13 protein-coding genes and 1 riboswitch are annotated in these 15602 nt (G+C 68.2%); of the genes, 7 read left to right on the top strand and 6 right to left on the bottom strand.

The features are described from left to right. Positions 1 to 2 precede the first annotated feature (2 nt). Positions 3 to 1385: an L-serine ammonia-lyase gene (locus G4G00_RS08975; protein WP_108750776.1), complete on the top strand. Its 1383-nt coding sequence runs from the start codon at positions 3 to 5 to the stop codon at positions 1383 to 1385. Between the two features lie 244 nt (positions 1386 to 1629). After that, a complete protein-coding gene (locus tag G4G00_RS08970; protein WP_164272743.1) occupies positions 1630 to 2631 on the top strand; it encodes an alpha/beta hydrolase in 1002 nt (333 codons plus the stop codon). Positions 2632 to 2705: 74 nt separating this feature from the next. Here G4G00_RS08970 and G4G00_RS08965 read toward each other — a convergent pair whose 3' ends face one another. From G4G00_RS08965 to G4G00_RS08955, 3 genes are read right to left on the bottom strand one after another with little or no spacing between them, the layout of a single operon-like run. After that, entirely contained in the window at positions 2706 to 3773 is a 1068-nt protein-coding gene (locus G4G00_RS08965) for a homoserine dehydrogenase (protein ID WP_164272740.1), read from the bottom strand. After that, a complete protein-coding gene (locus G4G00_RS08960) occupies positions 3770 to 5005 on the bottom strand; it encodes an O-succinylhomoserine (thiol)-lyase (protein ID WP_108756919.1) in 1236 nt (411 codons plus the stop codon). Before G4G00_RS08960 ends, G4G00_RS08965 begins: the two co-directional genes overlap by 4 nt. Then, positions 5002 to 6033: a homoserine O-succinyltransferase gene (locus G4G00_RS08955; RefSeq protein ID WP_108754858.1), complete on the bottom strand. Its 1032-nt coding sequence runs from the start codon at positions 6031 to 6033 to the stop codon at positions 5002 to 5004. Before G4G00_RS08955 ends, G4G00_RS08960 begins: the two co-directional genes overlap by 4 nt. 75 nt (positions 6034 to 6108) lie before the next feature. After that, positions 6109 to 6227, bottom strand: a riboswitch (SAM riboswitch). Between the two features lie 147 nt (positions 6228 to 6374). On the opposite strand from G4G00_RS08955, the gene G4G00_RS08950 reads away from it, so the two are divergent. From G4G00_RS08950 to G4G00_RS08935, 4 genes are all read left to right on the top strand, one after another. Further along, positions 6375 to 7274 (top strand): M23 family metallopeptidase, encoded by a 900-nt coding sequence (locus tag G4G00_RS08950; protein WP_164272737.1) that lies wholly within the window; start codon positions 6375 to 6377, stop codon positions 7272 to 7274. Positions 7275 to 7340: 66 nt separating this feature from the next. Further along, positions 7341 to 8945 (top strand): peptide chain release factor 3, encoded by a 1605-nt coding sequence (locus tag G4G00_RS08945; RefSeq protein ID WP_164272735.1) that lies wholly within the window; start codon positions 7341 to 7343, stop codon positions 8943 to 8945. Positions 8946 to 9098: 153 nt separating this feature from the next. Further along, on the top strand, positions 9099 to 9737 hold the full coding sequence (locus tag G4G00_RS08940) for a hemolysin III family protein (protein WP_108753864.1): 639 nt from the start codon (positions 9099 to 9101) through the stop codon (positions 9735 to 9737). Between the two features lie 82 nt (positions 9738 to 9819). Further along, positions 9820 to 11793, top strand: coding sequence for an AsmA family protein (locus tag G4G00_RS08935; protein WP_164272732.1), 1974 nt, complete (start codon positions 9820 to 9822; stop codon positions 11791 to 11793). A gap of 572 nt (positions 11794 to 12365) precedes the next feature. Here G4G00_RS08935 and G4G00_RS08930 read toward each other — a convergent pair. The 3 genes from G4G00_RS08930 to mtgA are packed head-to-tail and all read right to left on the bottom strand — an operon-like array spanning position 12366 to position 14564. Next, positions 12366 to 12797, bottom strand: coding sequence for a CBS domain-containing protein (locus G4G00_RS08930; RefSeq protein ID WP_108753866.1), 432 nt, complete (start codon positions 12795 to 12797; stop codon positions 12366 to 12368). Next, positions 12757 to 13776, bottom strand: coding sequence for a glycosyltransferase family 2 protein (locus G4G00_RS08925; RefSeq protein ID WP_164272727.1), 1020 nt, complete (start codon positions 13774 to 13776; stop codon positions 12757 to 12759). Before G4G00_RS08925 ends, G4G00_RS08930 begins: the two co-directional genes overlap by 41 nt. Positions 13777 to 13820: 44 nt before the next feature. Then, positions 13821 to 14564 carry a monofunctional biosynthetic peptidoglycan transglycosylase gene (gene mtgA / locus G4G00_RS08920; RefSeq protein WP_108753868.1) on the bottom strand — a complete coding sequence of 248 codons (744 nt, stop codon included), beginning with the start codon at positions 14562 to 14564 and terminating at the stop codon, positions 13821 to 13823. Positions 14565 to 14641: 77 nt separating this feature from the next. Here mtgA and G4G00_RS08915 point away from each other — a divergent pair, with 77 nt between their 5' ends. Then, positions 14642 to 15535, top strand: coding sequence for an Hsp33 family molecular chaperone HslO (locus G4G00_RS08915; RefSeq protein ID WP_164272724.1), 894 nt, complete (start codon positions 14642 to 14644; stop codon positions 15533 to 15535). Positions 15536 to 15602: the final 67 nt, after the last annotated feature.

Raw genomic sequence — 15602 nt, 5'->3', positions numbered from 1 at the left:
CCATGGCTGTCAGCACGTTCGACGTTTTCAAGATCGGCATTGGCCCGAGCTCCTCCCACACCGTCGGGCCGATGAAGGCCGCCGAACGCTTCATCCACCGCTGGCTGCTGGACCCGGGCCGCCTGCACGAAGTGGCGCGCATCCGCGCCGACGTCTACGGCTCGCTGGCCCTGACCGGGCGCGGCCACGGCACCGACAAGGCCATCCTGCTGGGCCTGGAAGGCCAGCGCCCGAACCTGATCGACCCGGACATCATTCCCGCCACGCTGGAACGCATCCGCAGCAGCAAGCGCATCCTGCTGATGGGCCAGCACGAGATCGCCTTCGACGAGAAGCGCGACCTGGGCATGAACAAGCGGCAGAAGCTGCCCTACCACACCAACGGCATGCGCTTCACCGCCTACAACGCCGACGATGAAGTGATCGCCACCCGCGACTATTACTCGGTGGGCGGCGGCTTCGTGGTCAACCAGGACGATGCCGCCGACGACCGCATCGTGCCCGACGAAACGCCGCTGCCCTACCCGTTCAAGAGCGGCGACGAACTGCTGGCGCAGACCGCGCGCAGCGGCCTGAGCATTGCCCAGCTGATGTTCGAGAACGAGAAGTGCTGGCGCAGCGAAGAGGAGATCCGCGAGAAGCTGCGCGAGATCTGGAGCGCGATGCAGTCGTGCGTGGCGCGCGGCATCCGCGAGGAAGGCGTGCTGCCCGGTGGCCTGAAGGTAGGCCGTCGTGCACCGGCGCTGTACCGCGAGCTGTCCTCCAAGCCCGAGGCCGCCATGCGCGACCCGCTGACCACGCTGGACTGGGTGAACCTGTACGCGCTGGCGGTGAACGAAGAGAACGCTGCCGGTGGCCGCGTGGTGACCGCGCCGACCAACGGCGCCGCCGGCGTCCTGCCTGCCGTGCTGCATTACTTCGACCGCTTCTGCCCGGGCGCCAACGAACAGCGCGTGTTCGATTTCCTGCTTACTTCCGCAGCAATCGGCATTCTGTACAAGGAAAACGCCTCGATTTCCGGCGCCGAAGTGGGCTGCCAGGGTGAAGTGGGCGTTGCGTGTTCGATGGCCGCCGGCGGCTTGGTCGCCGCGCTGGGCGGCAACCCCAGCCAGATCGAGAACGCTGCGGAAATCGGCATGGAACACAACCTGGGCCTGACCTGCGACCCGATTGGCGGGCTGGTGCAGATTCCCTGCATTGAACGCAACGCCATGGGGGCGGTGAAGGCGATCAATGCCTCGCGCATGGCCATGCGTGGCGACGGCAAGCACAAGGTGTCGCTGGACAAGGTGATCAAGACAATGCGCGATACCGGCCGCGATATGCAGGACAAGTACAAGGAAACCAGCCGCGGTGGCTTGGCGGTGAACGTGATCGAATGCTGATCGCGTGTGGGGGGGGGGCGCGCGCTGCGCGCGATAGTCGAGCAAGCTCGACTCTACCTGCAGGTTGCGTGAACCCGCGCTGCGCGCGGTGGCGGTAGAGTCGACTGTCAGTCGACTGCTCTACCGACAGGCTGCGAGAGCCCGCGCTGCGCGCGGTAGTCGACTGACAGTCGACTCTACCGGCGGAGGCCGCGGCGGCAACGTTTTGCGGTTACGCTCGGGGTTCCCTGCCACGGAGAACCCCATGCGTCTGGTCGCTGCCGCCCTGCTTTCCTGCCTGCCCCTGTCCGCACTGGCCGCGCCGCCCCCGACCTACGGTGCGCGGCTGGAGGGCTTCGACTACGGCTACCCGGTGAAGACCTTCAGCCTGGAATCGCAGCAGCAGCCGCTGGAGATGGCCTACCTGGACATCGCGCCGAAGAAGACTCCCGTCGGCGTGGTCGTGCTGCTGCATGGCAAGAACTTCTGCGCCGCTACCTGGAAGGAAACCATCAAGCCGCTGGTGGCCGCCGGCTACCGGGTCATTGCCCCCGACCAGGTCGGCTTCTGCAAATCCAGCAAGCCCGAGCGCTACCAGTATTCGTTCGGGCAGCTGGCAGCCAACACCCACGCCCTGCTGCAGCACCTGCAACTGGGCGAACTGCCGGTCCACCTGGTCGGCCATTCGATGGGCGGCATGCTGGGCGTGCGCTACGCGCTTACCTATCCGCAGGATCTGCGCAGCCTGTCGCTGGTCAACCCGATCGGGCTGGAAGACTGGAAGGCGCTGGGTGTGCCGTGGCGCAGTGTGGATGCGTGGTACGCCGGTGAAATGAACATCAGCTATGACAGCATCCGCCGCTACCAGCTGGACGTCTACTACGACGGCAAATGGAAGCCGCCCTATGAAACCTGGGCACGCATGCAGTCGGGCATGTACGCCGGCCCTGGCAAGCAGGCGGTGGCCTGGAGCCAGGCGCTGACCTCGGACATGGTGTTCAACCAGCCAGTGGTCTACGAACTGAAGAACCTGCAGGTGCCCACCACGCTGTTCATCGGGCAGAAGGACCGCACCGCCATCGGCCGCGACCAGGCACCGGCGGAATTGAAAGCGACGCTGGGCAATTACCCCGCACTGGGCAAGGCGGCGGCGGCCGCCATTCCCGGGGCGACGCTGGTGGAATTCGCCGCGCTGGGGCATTCGCCGCAGGTGCAGGACCCGAAGCAGTTCAATGCCGCGTTGCTGAAGGCGTTGAAGACGCGTTGATGGCGCTCCGCCGGGCATGGCCCGGCGCTACCGTTGCAAGATCGGGGTAACGCCGGGCCATGCCCGGCGATGCCTCAGCCCACGATGCGCAGCACATCATCCAGCAGGGCGGCCGCCGTCACTTCGGCACCGGCACCGGGCCCCTGGATCAGCAGGGGCTGATGGCGGTAACGATCACTGTGGATGGCCACGCGGTTGTCGGTGCCAGCGCCCTGCGCCAGCGGGTGGTCGGCGGCCAGCTCGCGCAGGCCCACCTGTGCGCCCTGCGCATCCACACGGCCAACAAAGCGCAGCAGGCGGCCCTGCGCGTGCGCCTGCTGCCAGCGCGCCTGCAGCGGCGCATCCAACTGTTCCAGTGCAACCAGCGCCTGTTCCAGCGGCAACGCGGCCAGTGCTTCAGGCACCAGCGATTCCACCTGCACCTGTGCGGCATCCAGCGCCAGACCACTGCTGCGCGCCAGGATCAGAAGCTTGCGTCGCACATCCTCACCGGACAGATCCACCCGCGGGTCCGGCTCGGTGTAGCCGGCCGCCAGCGCCTCGCGTACCGCGGCCGAGAACGGCGATTGGCCGTCGTAACGATGGAACAGCCAGGCAAGGGACCCGGACAGCACGCCCTCGATGGCATGGATGTGGTCACCGCCGGCCACCAGCGCGCGCAGGCTGCTGAGCAGCGGCAGGCCGGCACCGACCGTAGCGCTGTCGCCGTAGCGCGCACCACTGTCGGCGCAGCTGTGGGCGATGGCCTGCGCACGCGCCAGCTGTGCACCACGGCCCAGCTTGTTGGCGGTGACCACGTGCACGCCACGCGCCAGCCACTGCACGTGGCGTGCGGCCACCTCTTCGCTGGCCGTTGCATCGACCACCACGTCGCCGCGTTCCAGGCCTTCGGTACCGGCCCAGCGCGGCGCGCCCTGGCCGTCGCGTGGCGCACGCCGCGCCAGTTCCAGCGGCACCGCCAGATCGCGATCGATGGCCAGCGCGGTGCGCGAATTGGCCAGCCACTGCACGCCCGGCAGTGTCAGCCCGCGCGCCTGCAGCGCCTGGTAGCGCTGCACGAAGGCAGTGCCCACCGTGCCGGTACCCAGCAGTGCCAACCGCCCGGTGGCAACGGCGGGAAGTTCAGCGGCCAATGCGCTCATGCATCCACCACCTGTTTGCGGCGTGCGGCATGGTCGATCGCCGCTTCGGCGCGCTGCAGCGCCGCGTCCAGGTCGGCCAGCAGGTCCCGTTCGGCCTCGATGCCGACCGACAGACGCAGCAGGCCCTCGCTGATCCCGGCCGCGGCACGGGCTTCGGCGGTCATCGCCGCATGGGTCATGGTGGCCGGGTGTGCGACCAGGCTTTCGACGCCGCCCAGCGATTCGGCCAGGGTGAAACAGCGCAGGCCATCAACGAAGGCGCGCACCGCCGCGTGCGGATCGTCGCCTTCGCAGTCGGCCAGTTCGAAGGACAGCATCGCGCCGAAGCCACTCTGCTGGCGCGCGGCAATGGCATGGCCGGGATGATCGGCCAGGCCCGGGTAGTAGACCCGCGCCACCGCCGGGTGCGCGTCCAGCAGCGCGACGATGGACGCGGTGTTTTCCTGGTGCACGCGCAGGCGCGCATCCAGCGTGCGCAGGCCGCGCAGGGTCAGGAAGGCGTCGAACGGCGAGCCGGTCAGGCCCAGCGCATTGCCCCACCACACCAGCTGTTCATGCACGGCCGGATCGCGCGCAATCACCGCGCCGCCCACCACATCGCTGTGGCCATTGATGTACTTGGTGGTGGAATGCAGCACCAGATCGGCGCCGAAGGCCAGCGGCTGCTGCAGTGCCGGCGACAGGAAAGTGTTGTCCACCACCACCAGCGCGCCGGCCTTGTGCGCGGCTTCGATCACGAAGCGCAGGTCGGTGATGCGCAGCAGCGGGTTGGACGGCGTTTCCACCAGCACCAGCTTCGGCTGGGTGGCCAGGGCCTGGGCCAGCGCGCGCGGATCGGTCAGGTCAGCGGTGACCAGTTCGAAGTGGCCTTTCTTCGCCAGCGCGTTGAACAGGCGCCAGCTGCCACCGTAGGCATCGTGCGGCACCACCAGCGTATCGCCGGGCTGCAGCAGCGCGTTCAACACCAGGTTGATGGCGCCCATGCCCGTGGCGGTGACCACGCCACCCACGCCGCCTTCCAGCTCGGCCAGGGCTTCGCCCAGCAGATCGCGGGTGGGGTTGCCGCTGCGGGTGTAGTCGTACTGGCGCTTGTTGCCGAAGCCTTCGAAGCTGAAATTCGAGGACAGCACGATCGGTGGGGTGACCGCCCCGTGGGCGGTGTCGCGGTCGATCCCGGCGCGGACCGCGGCGGTGGTGCGGCTACAGGACGGCTCGGTGGCGTGCAGGCTCATGCGGTCTCTCCAGAAGTGCGGAAGGCGGTAGCGAGGATCGCGTCGATGCGATCGGTTTCTTTCAGGAAGGCATCGTGGCCGTAGGGCGAGCGCAGCACGCGCAGGCTGCCGCGCGGGCCCAGGCCCTCGACCAGGCCGACCAGGTCGGCCAGCGGCACCAGGCGGTCGCCTTCCACGGCCACCACCACGGTGGGCGGCAGGATGGCGGCGGGGTCCACCCGATGCAGGTCGATCGATTCGGACAGGCGCAGGTACGCGGTCACCGGCGTGCGCGCCACGTACTGCGCACCGGCCGCGTCCAGATAGTCTTCGGCCGCGACCCGCACGCGCCCGTTGACCACTTCCGGCGCAGCGTCGAAGCGCTCGCCAAACTCTTCCGGGGTGCGGTAGCTGAGCATCGCGAACTGACGGGCCAGGGCCAGGCCGTGGTCTTCGCCACACTGCAGCTGGCCCAGCGCAACGGCACGGCGCTGCAGCGCGCGCCAGGCGGCGGCATAGGGATGCGGGCGGTGCGCACCGCTGGCCAACACCAGCTGGCGCACCCGCGCACGGTGGCGCACGGCGAACTGCTGGCCCACCAGCGCGCCATAGGAATAGCCGACGAAGGCCTTCAGCGTGCGCACACCCAGGTGGTCGAGCAGCAGGGCCAGGGCGTCGGCCTGGTCAGCCGTGTCGATCGGCACATCCAGCGCGCCGTCGGCGCCGATGAAATCGAAGGCGAGCACGCGCAGCTGCTGCGGGTCCAGCGCGCGCCCGGCGCCGACCAGGCCTTCGGCCCAGCCCTTTTCGCTGAACTGCGGGTTGCTGGCCACATGGCGGTGGGCGGAAATGCCACCGGCCAGCACCACTACCGGCGCGGTGGCCGGGCCGACCCACTCGTAGCGCAGGCGCACCGGGCACGGGCCGGCGTGGCGCATCGACAGCACCGCGGCGAACTCGCCGCGCTCGGCGTGCACGCGGTCATCGACCGGCACGCTGACGGGGGCAAAGGATTCGGGGCGAAGCACGGTGCTGGGGGCGAAGCTCATGGCGGGATCCAGTTGGGAATCGGCCATCGAGCCTTCGCGGGGCTCGCGTTCAAGATGCACCGGCGGTGCACGCTCGAACCATCTTTCGGTGGACGCCACGGTCCCCGCAGGATTTGGCACCTACGCCGGCATTTGCATGCCTGCGGGCTGCCCCGGCTTCAAAGGGCCTGTCCCTCTGCCGGTCTCGATGGTGGAACCACGATGCCAGCGGATTCCGGGCGTGTCAATCCCTTCATGCGGATAAAGCGATGAATGAATGCAGGACTGTGAAACGGGAAGCAGTACCGCCAGCGCCGTTCAGGATCGGCTACAGTCCGGCGCCCGCCCCGCCGGAACCGCTGATGCCCCGCCTGCCCCTGTGCTGCCTGCACCTGTGCTGCCTGTTGTCTGCGCTGCTGGCCGCAGCCCCTGCCCACGCCAGCGACTGGCGGCAGGGCTGGGGGCTGGTGTCGACGGGCCAGGCCCCTGCGGAACGCGGCGCGGCGCCCCACGCCGCGCCGCTGGCCCAGCTGCGGCTGCAACCGGTTGGCGAGCAATGGCAGGCCCGGATCGACAACCCCTTGGCCGGCCCGCTGCAGATCGAACTACGCGCCGCGCCCGGCCAGGCCATCGAAGGGCTGCCCGTGCAGTCGCTGGTGCAGGGCGGCGGCACCCTGGTGGTCGGTCATCTGGCGGCCCCGGCCGATGGGCGCCCCCTCGAAGTACGCATGAATGCCGTGCCCGGCACGCCAGCGGCGCAGGCCGAGGACGTGGCGTATCGCCTGCCCTTCGAAGCCACGCAGCTGCGCGTGGACCAGGCGCCCAATGGTCGCTTCAGCCACCAGGATGAGGAAAACCGCGATGCGGTGGATTTCGCCCTGGCCGAAGGCACCCTGGTCATGGCCGCGCGCGAGGGCACGGTGATGCAGGTGCAGGACGGCTTCCAGGCCAATGGCCAGGACCGCCAGCGCGATGGCGCCCGCGCCAACTTCATCCGCGTGCTGCACAGCGACGGCAGCATGGGGCTGTACGCGCACCTGCAGGCCGGCGGCATGCGGGTGCGGCCCGGCCAGGCGGTGCAGGCCGGGCAGCCGCTCGGCTTGTCGGGCAACAGCGGCTTCAGCACTGCCCCGCACCTGCACTTCGTGGTCCAGGTGAACCGCGGCATGGGCCTGCGCTCGGTGCCGGTGCGCATTTTCACCGCGCAGGGGCAGCTGCAGTTCGCCCGTGACAGCAGCACCGAAGCCAGTGCCGGGCGCTGACCGGCCCCGGCCGGTATAATCGGCCGCTTATCTCTTTGAAAAGCGCCCCGGGCGGGCGCCACTGCCATGTCCGAAGTCGCCACCGAAGCGTCGCGCCGCCGCACCTTCGCCATCATTTCCCACCCTGACGCCGGCAAGACCACGCTGACCGAAAAGCTGCTGCTGTTCGGGGGCGCGATCCAGATGGCCGGTTCAGTGAAGGGCCGCAAGGCCGCCCGCCATGCCACCTCCGACTGGATGGCACTGGAAAAGGAACGCGGCATCTCCGTTACGTCGTCGGTGATGCAGTTCCCCTACGAGGGCAAGATCGTCAACCTGCTCGACACCCCCGGCCACGCCGACTTCGGCGAGGACACCTACCGCGTGCTGACCGCGGTGGACTCGGCGCTGATGGTGATCGACGTGGCCAAGGGCGTGGAAGAGCGCACCATCAAGCTGATGGAAGTGTGCCGCCTGCGCGACACCCCCATCATGACCTTCATCAACAAGCTCGACCGCGAGGGCAAGGACCCGATCGAGCTGCTGGATGAAGTGGAAACCGTGCTGGGCATCCAGTGCGCCCCGGTCACCTGGCCGATCGGCATGGGCCAGCGCCTGAAGGGCGTGGTGCACCTGCTGACCGGCGAAGTGCATCTGTACGAACCGGGCCGCAACTTCACCCGCCAGGATTCGACCATCTTCCCGTCCATCGATGCGCCGGGCCTGGCCGAAAAGATCGGCGCACAGATGCTGGCCGAGCTGCGCGACGAACTGGAACTGGTGCAGGGCGCCAGCCACCCGTTCGACCTGGACGCCTACCGCGCCGGCAAGCAGACCCCGGTGTTCTTCGGTTCGGGCGTGAACAACTTCGGCGTGCAGCCGCTGCTGGACTTCTTCGTCGAACACGCCCCCGCCCCGCAGGCGCGCGCCACCACCGGCCGCGAGATCGCCCCGCAGGAAAACAAGCTGACCGGCTTCGTGTTCAAGATCCAGGCCAACATGGACCCGCAGCACCGCGACCGCGTGGCCTTCATGCGCATCTGCTCGGGCCGCTTCAACGCCGGCATGAAGACCTTCCACGTGCGCACTGGCAAGGAGATGAAGCTGGCCAACGCGCTGACCTTCATGGCCAGTGACCGTGAAATCGCTGCCGAAGCCTGGCCGGGCGATGTGATCGGCATCCACAACCACGGCACCATTTCCATCGGCGATACCTTCACCGAAGGCGAAGCGGTCACCTTCACCGGTATCCCGAACTTCGCCCCGGAACTGTTCCGCCGCGCGCGCCTGCGCGATCCGCTCAAGCTGAAGCAGCTGCAGAAGGGCCTGGCCCAGCTGTCCGAAGAAGGCGCGACCCAGTTCTTCCGCCCGCTCACCAGCAACGACCTGATCCTGGGCGCGGTGGGTGTGCTGCAGTTCGACGTGGCCGCCTACCGCCTGAAGGACGAGTACGGCGTGGAAGCGACCTTCGAGCCGGTCAGCGTGACCACCGCACGCTGGGTCACCTGCAGCAACGAGAAGAAGCTGGAAGATTTCCGCGAGAAGAACGCGCTGAACCTGGCCCTGGATGCGGCCGGCCAGCTGGTCTACCTCGCCCCGACCCGGGTGAACCTGCAGCTGGCCCAGGAACGCGCGCCGGACGTGCGCTTCTCGGCCACCCGCGAAGCCGCCCACACCGTCTCGGTGGCCTGACCGGCCGGGGTCGGATCGGCGCCCGGTAGATCCACGCCATGCGTGGATGGGTGCCGATTCACCCACCATACGGTGGCGGGGGTGCAAGCAACCGCCATCGCGGCGATGATAGGGGGGCTGCGGGTCCCCCTCCCCGCGAACCACGTCATCGCCATGTCCACCACGACTGTTGCTTCCATCCGCGAAGAAATCGCCAGCGCCCTGACCCACGGGCTCGGCGCCGTATTCGCGTTGGCCGCCGGCGCCGTACTGATCACCCTGGCCGCCATCTACGGCGACGGCTGGCAGCTGGCCAGCGCCATCGTGTTCGGCATCGCCCTGCTGCTGCTGTACACCGCCTCCACGCTGTACCACGCCATCCAGCACCCCACGGCCAAGGGCCGCCTGAAGGTGTTCGACCACTGCGCGATCTACGTGCTGATCGCCGGCACTTACACCCCGTTCACCCTGATCGGCCTGCGCGGCCCCTGGGGCTGGGGGTTGTTCACGGCCATCTGGGCGCTGGCGCTGGGCGGGGTGGTGTTCAAGCTGTTCTACACCGGCCGCTTCAAGGCGCTGTCCACCGGCATCTACATCGCCATGGGCTGGCTGGTGATCGTGGCGATCAAGCCGATGTGGGCCTCCATCGACGGCAGCACCCTGGCCTGGCTGTTCGGCGGCGGCCTGTCCTACACCCTGGGTACCTATTTCTACCACCGCGAATCGATTCCCTATTCGCATGCAATCTGGCACCTGTTCGTGATCGGCGGCAGCGTCTGCCACTTCGTGGCCGTCACCATGCAGGTGCTGTAACCCTGCCGTCCGGCGCTCCTGTGCACACCATGCACATGAGCGCTTCGCGCCCCGTCCACTTCGGTGGGGCAACGATGGCAGCGTGAATGCTGCCCCTTCCCCTGCGACGCCGCGCGCTTCGCGCTGGCGCCTCCGCCGCCCCGGCCGCCGGGGCCAGCGCTGGCTGGCCGCCCTGGTTTTCGTGCTGGCCGCGATCCTGGTCCTCATCGCCCTGTGGGACTGGAACTGGTTCAAGGGCCCGGTAGAGCGTGCCGTGCAGGCCCGCACCGGGCGCGCCCTACACATCGGCAATCTGGACGTGGACCTGGGCCGCACCACCACTGTGCGCGCCGATGCCATCTCCTTCGCCAACGCCGCCTGGGCCCGGCAGCCGAACATGGCCAGCGCCGACCGGGTGGAGATCGACGTGCGGGTCTGGCCGCTGTTGCGCGGCAGCGTGCAACTGCCTGAGGTACGCCTGAGCCGCCCCGATGTGCTGCTGCAGACGGCGCCGCGTGAGGGCGAGCCCGGCAACTGGGATTTCCTCGGCGACAGCAGGGGTGGCACCGCGCCGCAACTGAAACGCCTGTTCATCGACGACGGACGCCTGCAGTTTTCCGATGTGCGTGGCCGCACCGATATCCGCCTGAACGTACGCAGTGGCCAGCCGCGCCAGGGCGACGCCGCGCCGCCCCTGCTGGTGGCCGGCAAGGGCCGCTGGCAGGGCAACGCGTTCTCCCTCAGCGGCGGCACCGAATCGCCCCTGCAGCTGACCGACAGCGCTCATCCCTTCCGCATCCACCTGGACGGCCGTGCCGGCGGCACCCATGCCGTAGCCAGCGGCACGCTGACCAATCCGTTCGCACTTCAGCTGTTCGACCTGCAGTTCGCCCTCAGTGGCCAGGACCTGGCCGACCTCTACCCGCTGCTGGGCATCGCCATTCCCCCATCGCCGCCGTATGCCCTGAATGGTCGCCTGAAGCGCGACCACAACGTGTGGCGCTACGAGCGCTTCACCGGCAAGGTCGGAGACAGCGACCTGGGCGGCAACCTGCAGTTCGACGTGGGCCGCGACCGACCGCGCCTAACGGCCACGCTGGAATCGCGCCGACTGGATTTCGATGATCTGGCCGGCTTCGTCGGCGCTCCGCCCAGGACCGGCAGTGGCGAGACCGCCAATGCCGAGCAGAAAGCCGAAGCAGCGCAGGTGGCGGCCAGCAGCCGCGTGCTGCCGGACACGCCGTACAACCTGGGCAAGCTGCGCGCGATGGACGCCGACGTGCGCTGGAAAGCGCACCGCATCAATGCGCCCTCGCTGCCGCTGGACGACATGGACGCGCACCTGCTGCTGGACGACGGCGTGCTGCGGCTGGACCCCTTGAATTTCGGTGTGGCCGGCGGCGATATCCGCAGCACGATCCGCATGGATGCACGGCAGCCGCAGATTGCCACCTCGCTGAAGGCCAGCGTCCGCGGCGTGCAGCTGGGGCAGCTGTTCCCCGATGCAAAGCTGGCCGAGCAGGCCAAGGGCGGCATCAGCGGACAGATCGACCTGAGCGGTCGCGGCAATTCGATCGCGGCGATGCTGGGTGGCAGCAGCGGCGACGTGGGCGTGGCGATGGGCCGCGGCCACGTGGGCAACCTGGTGATGGAGCTGGCCGGGCTGGACATCACTGAGTCGGTGAAGTTCCTGTTCACCGGTGACCGGCAGATTCCCCTGCGCTGCGCCTTCGCCGATTTCGGTGTGCGCGATGGCGTGATGACCAGCCGCGCACTGGCGGTGGACACCACCGATACCATCGTCATTGGCGAGGGAACGGTGAACCTGCGCGACGAATCGCTGGACCTGCTGCTGCGGCCACGGCCGAAGGACAAGAGCATCCTGGTACTGCGCTCTCCACTGCGCATCGGCGGCACCTTCAAGGACCCCTCGTTCCGCCCGGACTTCAAGGCGCTGGGCCTGCGCGGCGCAGTGGCCCTGGCGCTGGGCAGCATCGCCCCGCCGGCCGCGCTGCTGGCAACGATCGAGACCGGCCCGGGCAAGGACGCCAACTGCGGTGGGCAGTATGCGAAGTAAGAGCGGTTGTTCGCGGCGCCGCGTTTGATCTTCGTTTGAGTGGGGCGGGTGGGCCAGTCAGGACACGCCGTAAACCCATCCATGGGGGCTCGTAGGCGCCTTGCTCGTGCGCGCTGTCCTGCGCGCACGGCAAGACCGGGGTTGGGCGTCCTGCCCAACCCGCCCGAGGCATGCCTCGGGCCCATGGCGCCTGCGGTCCTGCCTGGCCCACCCGCCCCACTCTCGACAGTTTCCTGCGCGCGCGGAACGAGAGCGGAAATTCAAAATCAAGATCAAGATCAAGATCAAAAGCTGTGCCAACCAAGGTTGGCACCTACCAGAAGCGGATGATCGGCACTGAAATGCACCGCGCTCGCAGGACCGTGTCCAGAGGCGGAGGGCATGGCCGTGCAGGACCGTAGGCGCCAAGGACGGCGCCTACGAGCTACATGGACGTATTTACCGCGTGTCCTGCACGGCCATGCCCTCCGCCTCCCCACGCATCAGGAAGGCGCTGTTCTGAAGCCGTTGCTCTTGCTCTGGCCCTGGCTTCTCAAAGCGGGCCGGCGGGCTGCCAGCCCGCCAGCGAAAAACTACCCGGCCACGATGTACTGCTGCAGATGATCCAGCTCGCGCCGCTGCGCATCGATCACCGACTTCACCAGATCGCCGATGGATATCACCCCCAGCACCTGCCCGCCTTCCACCACCGGCAGATGGCGGATACGGTAATCGGTCACCAGCTGCAGGCAATGCTCCACCTGCTCACCCGGCGCCACGGTCACCACCTGCGCGGTCATGATTTCCGCCACCGCGGTATCGCGCGAGGAGCGGTCACGCAGCACGATCTTGCGTGCATAGTCACGTTCGGAAAGGATGCCGACCAGGCGCGGGCCGTCCATCACCAGCACCGCACCGATGCCCTTTTCGGCCATCAGCCGGATCGCATCGATCACCGCGGCGCCAGGGGCGACCGCGTGCACTTCAGGGGACTTGCCGTCCAACAGTTGCCGTACCGACGTCATCTGCCTGCCCTCCCAGGGTGGGTTGCAGGGCCGATTCTGCCACGCCCGGTGCCAACCACGCGTCAACCAGGTACAGCGGTCGCTGCTTGGACTCTTCGTACAGCCGGCCCAGGTACTCGCCGATCAGCCCCAGGGCGATCAACTGCACCCCGCCCAGGAACAGGATCACCGCCATCATGGTCGGCCAGCCAGCCACGCGGTCGCCGTACAGGGCCGCCTTCACGATCACCCACACGCCGAACATGAAGGCCACCGCCGCCGTTGCCAGCCCCAGATAGGTGGCCGCGCGCAGCGGCACCGTGGAAAAGCCGGTGATGCCTTCCAGGGCGAAGTTCCACAAGCGCCAGAGGCTGAACTTGCTGGTGCCGGCCAGGCGCGCATGCCGGTGGTAGGGCACCGCCACGCGGCGGAACCCGACCCAGCTGAAAAGCCCCTTCATGAAACGGTGGCGCTCGCGCAGCTCACGCAGCGCCGAAAGCGCGCGGGGCGACAGCAGACGGAAATCACCGGTGTCGGCCGGAATCGGCGTGGGCGACAGGCGCCCGATCACCCGGTAGAACAGCGCCGCCGTCGCCCGCTTGCTCCAGCTTTCACCGTCACGCACCAGACGGGTGCCATAGACGTTGTCGAAGCCTTCGCGCCAGCGCGCGACGAACTGCGGCACCAGTTCCGGCGGATCCTGGCCATCAGCATCCAGGATCATGGCCGCGCCTTCGCGCACCTGGTCCAGGCCGGCAGTCAGGGCCGCTTCCTTGCCAAAGTTGCGCGACAGGCGCAGGGCCGACACCCGCCCATCCACCGCGGCCAAACCGCTGATCACCGCCCAGGTCTCATCGCTGCTGCCGTCGTCCACGTACAGCACGTGGCCGTCGATATCGGCCAGGCCATCGAGCACCGCGCACAGGCGCGGATGCAGCTGCGGCAGCGCCAGCGCTTCGTTGTGGGCGGCAATGACGAACGTCAGGCGGTCACGATTCATGCCCGGATTGTACGTCGCAGGCACGCCTGCGGCCCGCCGCTGCCCTACTCCTGCAGATATCCCGCGCCGCCCAGCTGCCGTGCCTGGCGCTGGATCCACGCCGCTCGCCGCTGCACGTACGGCCCGGGCTTGGCGGCGTTGTAACGGCGCGGCGCCGGCAGCACCGCCGCCAGGCGCGCGCTCTCGGCCGGACTCAGGCGCGCGGCATCCTTGCGCCAGAAGGTCTGCGCCGCCGCCTGCGCGCCATAGACGCCGTCACCGAACTCGGCAATGTTGGCGTACATCTCCAGGATGCGCTGCTTGGGCCAGAACGCTTCGATCAGCACCGTGTACCAGACCTCCAGGCCCTTGCGCACCCAGCTGCGGCCCTGCCACAGGAACAGGTTCTTGGCCACCTGCTGGCTGATCGTGCTGGCGCCACGCAGGCGCCCACCGCGCGCGTTGTGGTCACGCGCCTTCTCGATGGCCTGCAGGTCGAAGCCATTGTGGTCGGGGAAGCGCTGGTCTTCGGCGGCCACCAGCGAAATGGGCAGGCTGGGGGCCATGTCGTCCAGATCACGCCACTGGTAATGCAGCCGGTAGGACCAGTCAGCCTGGCCCAGGGCTTCGCCATAGCGCCACAGCATCACCGTGGACAGCGGCGGATCGATGAAACGCAGCACCAGCACCTGCAGGCAGCTGAACGCCACGAACAGCACCGGCAGCCACAGCAGCTGCCGCCAGCGCCAGCGCCGGCGCTGCGCGACCGGGGCGGCCGCCACCTTGTCCTGCTCTCCCCCTGCCCCCATTACTGGTGCATCCTTCTTCTATCTGGTTGTCGGCGCATTATCCGGCAACCGCCCCTGTTTCCGCGCGATGTGAGCCGATGACCGCCCAATCCGATTCCCTGATCCGTTTCCTGCTGCCCGACGCCGGCGTCCGCGGTGTCCACGTGCGCCTGCATGCCACCTGGCAGAAGATCCTGTCGCACGCGGTCTACCCGGACAACGCCGCTGAACTGCTGGGCCAGGCCAGCGTCGCCTCGGCCCTGTTCACCGGCCACACCAAGGTCGATGGCCGTCTGTCGATCCAGCTGCGCAGCAACACCGACCTGCGCGCCCTGTTCGCCGAATGCACCGCCGCCGGCACCCTGCGCGGCATCGCCCAGCTGGCCGACGGCGGCGATGCCCCGCGTGACCTGTCCACCCTGGGCGAGGGCGCGCTGCTGGCCATCACCATCGAGAACCCGGGCCTGGACCCGCGCGAGCCGCAGCGTTACCAGAGCCTGGTCGGCCTGAGCGCGGCCGAGCTGGACGAAGCCTTCGAGGACTACTTCCAGCAGTCCGAACAGCTGCCGACCCGCCTGCTGTTGGCCGCCGACCGCAATGGCGCCAGTGGCCTGCTGCTGCAGAAGCTGCCCGGCGACGAGGGCGATGATGATGGCTGGGTGCGCACCAGTGCGCTGTTCGAGACCTTGGGCAAGGCCGAGCTGCTGGCCACCCCGGCCGAAGACCTGCTGCACCGCCTGTTCCACGAGGAAAAGCCGGTGCTGGTGGGCGACAAGCCGCTGTCCTTCGCCTGCTCCTGCTCGCGCGAGCGGGTCGCGGCCATGCTCGAATCGCTGGGTGAAGAAGAAGCCCGCGCGGCCGCCGAGGACACCGGCGCGGTGGAAGTGCGATGCGAATTCTGCGGACAGGAGTATCACTTTCCGTTGACGGAGTTCGGCATACTGTTCCACGGTGCCGAGGGGAATGCACCGGCGCCTGAACGGCTTCAGTAAAACATACAGGTCTTGTGTTCTGGGGAGGATCAAGGCTTGTTAAGAATTCATAAACACCCTAGGATCG

Origin of the sequence: Stenotrophomonas sp. B1-1, assembly GCF_010894375.1 — a bacterium.
GTDB lineage: Bacteria > Pseudomonadota > Gammaproteobacteria > Xanthomonadales > Xanthomonadaceae > Stenotrophomonas.
This window is presented reverse-complemented; position numbering and strand designations above follow the sequence as displayed.